General features: G+C 48.8%; 1 protein-coding gene. It reads left to right on the forward strand.

Annotation, left to right across the window (positions count from 1 at the left end):
- The coding region (locus tag SB659_RS20065) for a YajG family lipoprotein (RefSeq protein ID WP_410551693.1) at nucleotides 1-254 on the forward strand (254 nt) is incomplete at both ends.

Raw genomic sequence — 254 nt, forward strand, 5'->3', positions numbered from 1 at the left:
GGCCCAGTTTGCGCCCGCTCAAAGGCCTTTAACAGACATTATCGAAGAGGCTTTACAGCCTGTTACAGGTGCTTCAGACAACAACGGGCTTACCTGGCATGTCACCATTGAAAAAGCGTTGATTGATGCAACGCTTCATACAGTGAAATACGAACTGGAGCACAGTGTAACTATCCGCGTAGAGGCAACCAGAGGGAACCGTCGGTACAGTAACTTTTATTCGGGAACCTATAATTCGAGCGGTGGTCTGAAGC

This window comes from Arthrobacter sp. SIMBA_036, from assembly GCF_046535135.1.
GTDB lineage: Bacteria > Actinomycetota > Actinomycetes > Actinomycetales > Micrococcaceae > Arthrobacter.